Source organism: Nitrosomonas communis (assembly GCF_024102715.1).
In the GTDB taxonomy this organism is placed as follows: domain Bacteria; phylum Pseudomonadota; class Gammaproteobacteria; order Burkholderiales; family Nitrosomonadaceae; genus Nitrosomonas; species Nitrosomonas communis_B.
In genome coordinates, this window is the sequence record NZ_JAGFJM010000070.1 from 1 (window position 1) to 8,871 (window position 8,871).

Consider the following 8,871-nt stretch of genomic DNA (forward strand, 5'->3'; position numbering starts at 1 on the left):
GTGCGCTGATTCTAAATCGGCAATTTCTTGTGCAGTGAGCCGGTAACGTGATGACATATCAAAATTCTAATATATTCATGGCTATACTGCACTAACTTAAACCAATTTTTGACTCACGAGAAGTATACATTTGGCATAGAGAGGTGGATGAATATCTTGGTGGAAGTTACGTGGTTGTGATTTGGCTGATCAAGTGAGTGGAAAGGAGGGAGTAAGAATGTGAATTGTAAGGCCTGACCCTGTTAACTTCCTTCGCGCACAGCCACGTTCTCCTGCGCAAGTCCAGGATCTTTTCGATTTCGTCTAATTCCAATCACATCTTTCTCAGCGCTCTTCTTTGTCGAGCTAACGTTTCCCCTTGGGCACTATTTACCCTAAGGACAAAAAAGCACTCAAAATCAATACGTTTTGCGGACAATCAGACACAGAGTTTGTGAATTCTTGATCATTTGGCAGTGTATTTGACACGTTATCGAATTTTCTGTACTTTGATCCTCTAGGAAAAAGCACGTTTATTTTTCCTATACTCTATGCTTACGATTCAAGGGGAAGCTCTTTTCTTTACACAGAGGAGGTCATTCAATGGACTCACTTGCCAGTGATTATGCAAGCGGTATTCTTGCTTCTCCTGAGGGGCCATGCCTCTCAGTTTATCAACCCACCCATCGGTCTCACCCTGATAATCAGCAAGATCCTATCCGTTTCCGGAACCTCATCAAGTCGATAGAAGAATCCTTGCGGGAAAAATATTCGAACAGGGACATTCAACCGCTGCTTGAGCCATTCCAAAAACTGGCTGCCGATCCTGATTTCTGGAACCATACGCTGGATGGCCTGGCAGTACTCGGCGCCCCCGGCATCTTCCGCGTGTACAGGTTACAGCGGCCGGTCCGTGAATTATTCGTAGTGGCGGAAAGCTTCCATATCAAACCACTATTGCGTATTCTGCAGTCAGCGGGACGGTACCAGATTCTTGGACTCAGCCGTCAGGAGATCAGGGGTTTCGAGGGGAATCGCGATGTTCTGGATGAGATTGAGCTGTCTCCTGACGTTCTTCAGATGATCGAGGGAATGTCGCTCGGGGAGGGGAAGGAGCGTATGGTGTCAACCTGGAACTATCGTGCAGGCGTCGCGGGAGCGAAAGTAAGGTCGGAGTCGGCCAAGGCGGAAATAGTGGAAAATGAAACCGAAAAATTCTTTCGCCTCGTAGACCGTGCTATCCTGAAAAATTACTCTCGCCCTTCGGGCCTGCCTCTGCTGTTAGCCGCACTGCCCGAACATCAAGCGGAATTCCGGCGCATCAGCCGTAACCCTTTCCTGTTGCCCGAGGGAGTGGAGATCCATCCTGACGCCTTGTCAGTCGATGCTCTTCGCCAACAGGCCTGGCGCGTTATCGAACCTCATTATCTGGCGCGACTGGCCGGCTTGGTGGAAATGTTCGAAATCGCGAAATCAAGGGAGCTCGGCACGGAGGACTTGGAGGAGATTGCGCAAGCCGCAGCAGGGGGGCGCGTAGCTACGCTGTTGGTGGATGCAGACCGACATATTCCCGGGCGTGTGCTGCCGGAGTCCAGCTCAATTGAATTGGACGATGCTGCCAGCGCACACGTTGACGACGTACTCGATGATCTGGCGGAGTTGGTCTTGGAGAGCAAGGGGCAAGTAGTGATTGTGCCTGCCGAACGGATGCCGACGCAAACGGGAGTTGCCGCCGTCTACCGGTTTTAGTCAAAAATTTCGAGGAAAACGTGATCTGCGGAAATTTGGGGTCAGGCCTTACAATTGACATAATTATCTTGGTATTTTAATCTGCAATAACTTTAAATTTACCAAGGATGTGCAAATGGTAAGACCATTACGCATTGAATTTGCCGGAGCGCTGTATCATGTAACGGGACGTGGCAACGCGCGGGAAGATATCTATGGCGATGATGCTGATCGTCAGCAGTTTTTGACGTTGCTACAGAATACGGTCACTCGTTATGACTGGGATTGTCATGCCTATTGCCTGATGGACAATCACTATCACTTGATGATTGAAACCAATTCGCCCACCCTATCCAAGGGCATGAAGTATCTCAACGGCACTTACACGCAATATTTCAATCGGCGGCATCAGCGCGTCGGTCACGTGTTTCAGGGCCGTTTCAAAGCCATCCTGGTGCAGAAGGATGCCTATCTGCTGGAATTGGCACGTTACATTGTCCTAAATCCGGTGCGGGCGCGGATGGTGCGCAATGCCAAGGCATGGCGCTGGAGCAGCTATCGCGCAACGGCTGGCTATGAAGAAGCCGATGCCTGCTTAACAAGCAAATGGATACTCGCCGGATTTGACGAAAGAAAGAGCGTCGCTCAGCAACGCTACCGTGATTTTGTTCAAGCCGGTAAAGGACGATCTTCCCCCTGGCAACAGCTGAAGAATCAGATTTATCTGGGTAGTGATGATTTTGTCAATGACATGCAACGCAAACTCAATCCTGAACAATCACTCAAAGATATACCCAGAAAGCAAAAACGGGCTCCTGTAAAACCATTGAGTTACTTTGCCGAACGATATCAGACTCGCGATGAAAGCATGGCTCAAGCTTATTTAAGTGGACATTATACGTTGGCACAAGTGGGCGAATATTTTGGTGTGAGCTACGCCACCGTGAGCCGGGCAGTGAAACTGGCGGAAAAGAGAAAGCTGGAATGTCAAATGTAAGGCCTGACACCAAAGCTTTTCTCAATATTTCTTCGCTTGCCTTGATTGTGCGTACACTCGAGGGTGGCGGCATGCAGCGTATCGTTTTGCTGCTGGCCGAAGCCTTTGCCAAGAGTGGCGTCCAAGTGGAGGTGTTGACGGGTCATGATGCAGGAATAAACGCTAAGCTGCCCCCGGGCGTGAGCGTTTGCTGTCTGCCGCACAGCGATGCGTTTTCTAGTGCTGCTACCTTGCTCAAGGCACATCCACATGACGCGCTCCGGCTGTTGCCTCTGCTGACGCCGCTGAAGCCGGATATGTTCTGGCGTCTGTCCGCGCTGATAGCGCATCTGCGGATCGCAAAACCCGACGCCATTCTAGCGGCAGGAACTCAGTCCAATCTGGCGGCAATCATCGCGCGCGCTGCTGCTGGTATTCCTGCCCGGCTGGTGGTCAGTGAGCACAATACGCTGTCAGTCGTGGCGCAGCGCGGCCACGGTCTGTTCCGGCGCGCCTACCCTGAGCTCGTTCGTCGCTTTTACCCGGAAGCTGACGCGATCGCTGCTGTATCTCGCGGAGTGGCACAGGACTTGGCCCGGACGGCGCACCTTCCCGAGGAATTGATTACGTTGGTCTATAACCCAGTCGATGCGGAAGCGGTCACCCGTGCCGGCCAGATGCCGCTCGAGCACCCCTGGCTTGTTGATCGCTCGCATCCACTCATTCTCGGCGTGGGCCGTCTGCATCGTCAGAAGGATTTTTCCACCCTTATCCGTGCTTTTGCCATTGCGCGCAAGGAGCGTGATCTGCGGCTGGTCATTCTGGGGGAAGGCAATGAACGTAAAATGCTGGAAACGCTCTGTTATCAGCTCAGCGTGCGGGACGATGTCTTCATGCCTGGCTTTGTCGACAATCCCTATGTCTGGATGAGCCGCGCTTCGTTGTTTGTCTTGTCGTCGGCATGGGAGGGCTTTGCGCTCGTGCTACTGGAAGCGCTGGCGAGCGGCTGCCCTGTGATCAGTACTGATTGTCCGAACGGCCCGCGCGAGATCCTGCAGGATGGTGCCTATGGGCCGCTGGTGCCGATCGGCAATCCTGAAGTAATGGCAGCTGCGATGCTCGCGACCCTGGCGGCGCCACCAGACGCGGCGCGCTTACGTGCCCGTGCGGGCGAGTTTTCGGTCGAAGCTACTGTCGCAGGCTACCGCAGGTTGCTGGAGGGCGTGGATGGGCGCGGTTGAATGAATCAAAACTCAGCCCAAAGTGCCCTCCATTACGCAGGGTTTGGATAAGCTTCTTTCGCTTTTTTATTGAGTCATGACAATGACTATAAAGCGCATAAAAGCGCTACCTTATCGCCAGGGTGCTCAATTGCCAAGCAGTTCTAAGGATTTAAAAGCTCTGCTTCCTTCTTAGCTTCATTGCCTTCTGCTGACTTTTCATTATCTCCGTCATCGGCCAATTTGCTGCCGACATAGCTACCAACTGCGCCTCCTACTAAAGCAGGCATGACTGATTGAAGGAGGGATGGATTTCCAGCTGCTGCGTTAGGTGCTGCTGGCGCGGTGTTTGCGCTGGTTGCTGATGCGGGAGTGCTAGGCGCTGTATTTTGTGCTTGTGCTGGTGCTGGTGCCGGCTGGTTCTGAGTATCAGCTTTCTTTTGTGTTGTGGTAGCAGGTTGAGAACTGCTTGGCTTGGAACTCTTGGAACTAAATGTACCCTTTGATGCGCTGCTTTTGCCTCCTTTTGCATAAAGATGATTAGCAAACACCATGGAAACCAAAACAGCAAAAAGTAATTTTTTCATTGTAAATGCTCTTGTTATTAAAAAACGTTGTAATAAAAATAAATGTAATCTGAAGCAATAAATATTGGCCGCGTTACAAAATAAAGAATTCCTAACCATTATTAATGGCTAGGCTTTAGTTGTTTTCCCTCTCAATTTCAATGAGAAAATAACGCAATAGCTAACCAAAATTTTCCATCAGAAACCTGGCTATTTGATTTTTAAGATATTCCCAATAGGGAATATTGTGATAATTTTCTGATTTTATTGAAGTTAATAACTTTAATGAAAAACCTCAGTTTAAAATGATACAGAGACAGAACTTGCGCCGCAAGTGCATTACACCTTCAATCTTTCTGACTCAAGGAGTACAGACGGCCAGAAAGCATTGGCAGGCAATGCCTCAAATTTTTGCAACAGCTTCGATCACCTGACGGGGAATTTTTTCATGATCCGATATCAATAATGCCATAGCCAGATCACATGACTATTCTTTGGGGTGTTCAGGGGTACTGAAAGATAAAAATTGTATGCATTTGCATTATTGTCTGCCCATTTGTTCTTCCTTAGTATCAGCAGGGAACAGAGTAGGATTGGTTTTGAAAATTTTAAACCAGAGTAATGTTAAAAATGAAGTTGCTCTGGCCCAATTATTTTTTTCCTGTATGCGTCGAAGAGAAGACAATCTTTTGCGAAAGATCGGAGGGAGCGATGCCAAAAACGACATTGAAAGCATCACAGTTGCGCGAGGGCCAGCCCAAGCGGGTGGAGCTAGAAGGAAAAGGTATCCTGGTCGCCATGGTGGGTGGAAATTTCTATGCGATTGGGGATAAGTGTACTCACAGGGGGTGTTCTCTTAGCGATGGCACCTTAGAGGGGACGATAGTGACCTGTCCCTGCCACGGTTCAAAGTTCGACATCGCAAATGGCAAGGTAGTGGCCTGGGTAGGTGGTTACCCGATTATCGGCAAGATCACTTCTTTCATGAAAAAGGATGAGCCGGTGTATCAGGTTACGATGGAGGGGGATGAAATAACGATCAGTGATTGAATTGCTAGTCCCTATCGAAGGTACTAAAGAACGAGGCGCACTGCCCGGGCGGCAGCTATTGAAAGAATGAGCATGTACTTCGGTGCGCGAGCAGGTGGATAGTCTACTCTACTGTTTTTTCCCATGCATTAAAACGAGAAATCCCATTGTAGCCAGTAGCGCTGATTCGATTTGTTTCCAACGGTGAGATGGCTGACTTGAAAACTCACTTTATTCAAATGGCCATTAAAGAAATAAGTCATGACGCCGCTGCCTTCCTGTTGCCGATCGTTATTGAAATTCACGTTAGGATCAACGAATGCATACCGTCCGGCGAGCTCCAGATTCTTGGGTATGATCGGAAAAATGTAGTGGGGAAAGTATCCAGCTTGAACGAGGCCGCCCATCAGATTGGTCTTGCGTGTGGGATCGCCTTGGTTTTTAAGGGTATCGACGACTTCTTTCCAGTGCATTTCGTGCTGAACGGAAAAACCCTGCCATTTGAAACGGACTTCTTCCATCATCTGATTGATGCGGTATTGTCCATCTTGTCCCGGGTTGAAGCCAGGTAAATCTCGGCAGCTCCTGCTATCGGTTTCGAATGCCGTGCATCTGCTGCGATTGGTGGCAGCGGCAAATGCAAAGTTAAGCGCTGGTTTTTGATGAAATTCAATATCGGATTGAGAAAAGGGCATTTCTCCACCAAGCGCGTTCCACTGTAGCCTGCCAGAGTACATCATATGATCATCGTCATTGTTGCGTTCGCCTACACCCAGACCGGTAAAGACGCCGGTATAATAACTGATATCGTGCCAGCTGCCGGGAAACAGATTGCCGAATAGCTGCACGCCCTGCTGCCGGTCTACCGTGAAAATATCATTGACGATCGAACGGTTGACGAGCTGCTGATTACCGGAGGAACTGACGCGTTCATCGTTATAGAAGACTTTACCGCGACCAACCCACAGTTTGGCCCATTTGAATTTATCCATCGTCAGACTTAAATCACGCAACACAGGCTGAGACCAGTCATACTGCAAATAATATTGCAACCATGGCCAATAGGCATGCCCTTTGAGCTTGGTTCGCGCCCGGCGGATCATGAAAGTACTTTCATCGCGCTCCAGATCACTGACAGAACGTGGATCGCTGTCAAATGGATTGGCATACCGGACTTGCAGCCGGTTCTGGATGGCCAGCGAGAATTTGTCATTATCGGTTCTGAATTCAAAGCCATTTTTGCCGTAACTGACATTGGCAAAGCGATCCTGTGATTTAGCTTCGGTCTTGACAGATTCTTTTTTTTCTGCAGCCTGGACAGGTTTAGTCTCTTCAGTTTTTACCTGTGGTACGCTGTCAGGCATTACTGGCGTTGCGGCAGTCGCTTCCAGCTTTTCGAGTCGTTCCAGTTTCTCATCCAGTTCTTTCAGTTTGGCATCCAGACGCTTTTCAATGGCCAGCAGTTCCTGCTTATAAAGTTCGGGATCTTTCAGTTCTGCTGCTGCAACAGGGCCGATCAGGATCAGAGCGGACAGTCCCCATATAGCGACGCGAGATACCGGCGGAGAATGAAATTGCTTGCTCATGGATTGCACATTTTCTTCACTATCAAGGAAGCTAATTATGACAGCTTCGATCAGCGCCAACAAACAGCGCTGCAGTAAGAGGAAATGCCATCCTTTGCGTCACCAACTTGCGCCATATCTTTCAAGGCGCTTCGGCATCATGCCGAATTCTTCTTTTTGGGATGAATACATGATGACATTGGCTGCTACATGCTATATGCATCAAGTTATAATCTTTCCATGACCCTGCTGACGCTTGATCAAGTAAAAGATCAAAGTGATCAGTTTTACGGCTAAGTTGCCGATAATCCATCGACATACCAAGAGGTATGCTTTGATTGTTTACTTATAAAAAACTTTTAACTCATTAATAAATACATGAACACCATTGTTGAAAAACTCAGAGCAGCCTATCGCTCCGCTGCAGTGCCGGTACCCGAAATTCTTTATAACTGCTCGGCGAATCAAGAAAAGTACGATCAATATCGCCAGATCTTTAATCGCTGGTTTCAGTTTATGCCCGCTGCTATTGTGCTGTGCGTTACTGCCGAGCAGGCAAGTGTGGCGGTCAAATTTACCAGTAAACATGCCCTGCCTTTGCGCGTGCGCTCGGGCGGACACGACCATGAAGGGGAATGCTCAGGTACTGATACTATTCTGCTTGACCTCTCAAAAATGGATAAGGTAGAAATTGATCCTGTACGCCGGATTGCTCGCATACAGCCTGGCATACGTTTCAAAGAGCTTACCACGCAACTGGCTAAGAAGGATGTGATGATTCCCCATGGCACCTGCGCCACAGTGGGCATAGCGGGTTACACCATGGGCGGAGGCTGGGGTCCCTGGACCCGCAAGCATGGCATGTGCTGCGAAAGTGTGGTCGGTGCCACGCTAGTGCTGGGTGATGGCAGCATACGAAAAGTGAGCATGGACGGAGATCATGCTGAAAGAGAATTGCTGTGGGCGATTAAAGGTGGCGGCGGTTTTAGCTACGGTATCGTCACTGAATTTGTGATTGAAACCTTTGAGCTGCCTGCCGAAATGATCAAGTTTCAGATCGAATGGAACGAATTCCAGTATGTGCCGGAAAACAGGCTGTTTGCTATACGCGGCGCCACACCCACGCTCACCGTGTTGCAAACCTGGGAAAAGGTAATCGCTTCTACCGATCTGGCGGCCAGCCAGCTGGTAGGGACCAATCTGAAAATCTCTGCTAAGCATGCCAGTGAAAATGAGCCATTTAATCCCCATACCGTTAGTCACAACTGCGTGATGTATGGTTACTGGGAGGGAGACGAAAATAGTCTGCAGAAATTTATAGATCAACGCTTTAAAGACACTGGTCGTTACACCGTTACTATTCTGGGCAAGGCCGGGCGCGACTACAGACATTTACTTTATGGCGATCACCTCATGAGTTCTTGGGATCGTTATTCGTTTCACAATATGAATTTGCTGAAGCAGGGATTACAAGGTATACCGTTTCCACCTGATGAAGACCAGCCGGCACCCCATAAAATTACCTCGCGCCTGGTAAATGCAGATGGCCTGGGCGAGCAAGGGCGTTACAAATTGCTGGAAAGCCTCACTTCTCCGCTGGTATTACCCGGCAACAAAGACCTCGGCCTGTTTACCTACATTACCTTGGGCGCCATTACTGGTAACTATTACCAACGGATGACCCCGGGGCAGAAAACAAAAAGCGCCTTCCCTTAGAAACTGTTTGGAAACTCCTGTTTTAAGCTAGTCTCCTCAACATAATACGAATCATAGCGATGTAAACCCAAGTTTCGTCGGTACGCATGAGA

Annotated in this window: 7 protein-coding genes; 5 read left to right on the top strand and 2 right to left on the bottom strand. The window is 49.1% G+C overall.

Annotation, left to right across the window (positions count from 1 at the left end):
• Positions 1 to 582: 582 nt before the first annotated feature.
• From J5I83_RS06510 to J5I83_RS06520, 3 genes are all read left to right on the top strand, one after another.
• Positions 583 to 1,728, top strand: a complete 1,146-nt coding sequence (locus J5I83_RS06510; protein ID WP_304054317.1) for a hypothetical protein — start codon at positions 583 to 585, stop codon at positions 1,726 to 1,728.
• Between the two features lie 115 nt (positions 1,729 to 1,843).
• The gene (locus J5I83_RS06515) at positions 1,844 to 2,704 is read left to right on the top strand and encodes a transposase (protein ID WP_304054319.1); all 861 of its coding nucleotides are present in this window, start codon (positions 1,844 to 1,846) and stop codon (positions 2,702 to 2,704) included.
• Positions 2,692 to 3,924 (top strand): glycosyltransferase, encoded by a 1,233-nt coding sequence (locus J5I83_RS06520; RefSeq protein WP_304054321.1) that lies wholly within the window; start codon positions 2,692 to 2,694, stop codon positions 3,922 to 3,924. The genes J5I83_RS06515 and J5I83_RS06520 overlap by 13 nt, the downstream gene beginning before the upstream one ends.
• Before the next feature lie 143 nt (positions 3,925 to 4,067).
• Here the strand turns inward: J5I83_RS06520 and J5I83_RS06525 are convergent, their stop codons facing one another.
• A complete protein-coding gene (locus J5I83_RS06525; protein WP_304054322.1) occupies positions 4,068 to 4,490 on the bottom strand; it encodes a hypothetical protein in 423 nt (140 codons plus the stop codon).
• Positions 4,491 to 5,180: 690 nt separating this feature from the next.
• Here J5I83_RS06525 and J5I83_RS06530 point away from each other — a divergent pair.
• Entirely contained in the window at positions 5,181 to 5,519 is a 339-nt protein-coding gene (locus J5I83_RS06530; protein WP_304054324.1) for a Rieske 2Fe-2S domain-containing protein, read from the top strand.
• A 128-nt stretch (positions 5,520 to 5,647) separates the two neighbouring features.
• Here J5I83_RS06530 and J5I83_RS06535 read toward each other — a convergent pair whose 3' ends face one another.
• Positions 5,648 to 7,147 (bottom strand): porin, encoded by a 1,500-nt coding sequence (locus J5I83_RS06535; protein WP_304054325.1) that lies wholly within the window; start codon positions 7,145 to 7,147, stop codon positions 5,648 to 5,650.
• Positions 7,148 to 7,441: 294 nt separating this feature from the next.
• Here J5I83_RS06535 and J5I83_RS06540 point away from each other — a divergent pair, with 294 nt between their 5' ends.
• The gene (locus tag J5I83_RS06540) at positions 7,442 to 8,779 is read left to right on the top strand and encodes an FAD-dependent oxidoreductase (protein ID WP_304054327.1); all 1,338 of its coding nucleotides are present in this window, start codon (positions 7,442 to 7,444) and stop codon (positions 8,777 to 8,779) included.
• Positions 8,780 to 8,871 lie beyond the last annotated feature (92 nt).

Coding starts and splice junctions, on each gene's coding strand:
- J5I83_RS06515 (WP_304054319.1), top strand. CDS start 1,844: ATGGTAAGACCATTACGCATTGAATTTGCCGGAGCGCTGTATCATGTA.
- J5I83_RS06525 (WP_304054322.1), bottom strand. CDS start 4,490: ATGAAAAAATTACTTTTTGCTGTTTTGGTTTCCATGGTGTTTGCTAAT.
- J5I83_RS06530 (WP_304054324.1), top strand. CDS start 5,181: ATGCCAAAAACGACATTGAAAGCATCACAGTTGCGCGAGGGCCAGCCC.
- J5I83_RS06520 (WP_304054321.1), top strand. CDS start 2,692: ATGTCAAATGTAAGGCCTGACACCAAAGCTTTTCTCAATATTTCTTCG.
- J5I83_RS06510 (WP_304054317.1), top strand. CDS start 583: ATGGACTCACTTGCCAGTGATTATGCAAGCGGTATTCTTGCTTCTCCT.
- J5I83_RS06540 (WP_304054327.1), top strand. CDS start 7,442: ATGAACACCATTGTTGAAAAACTCAGAGCAGCCTATCGCTCCGCTGCA.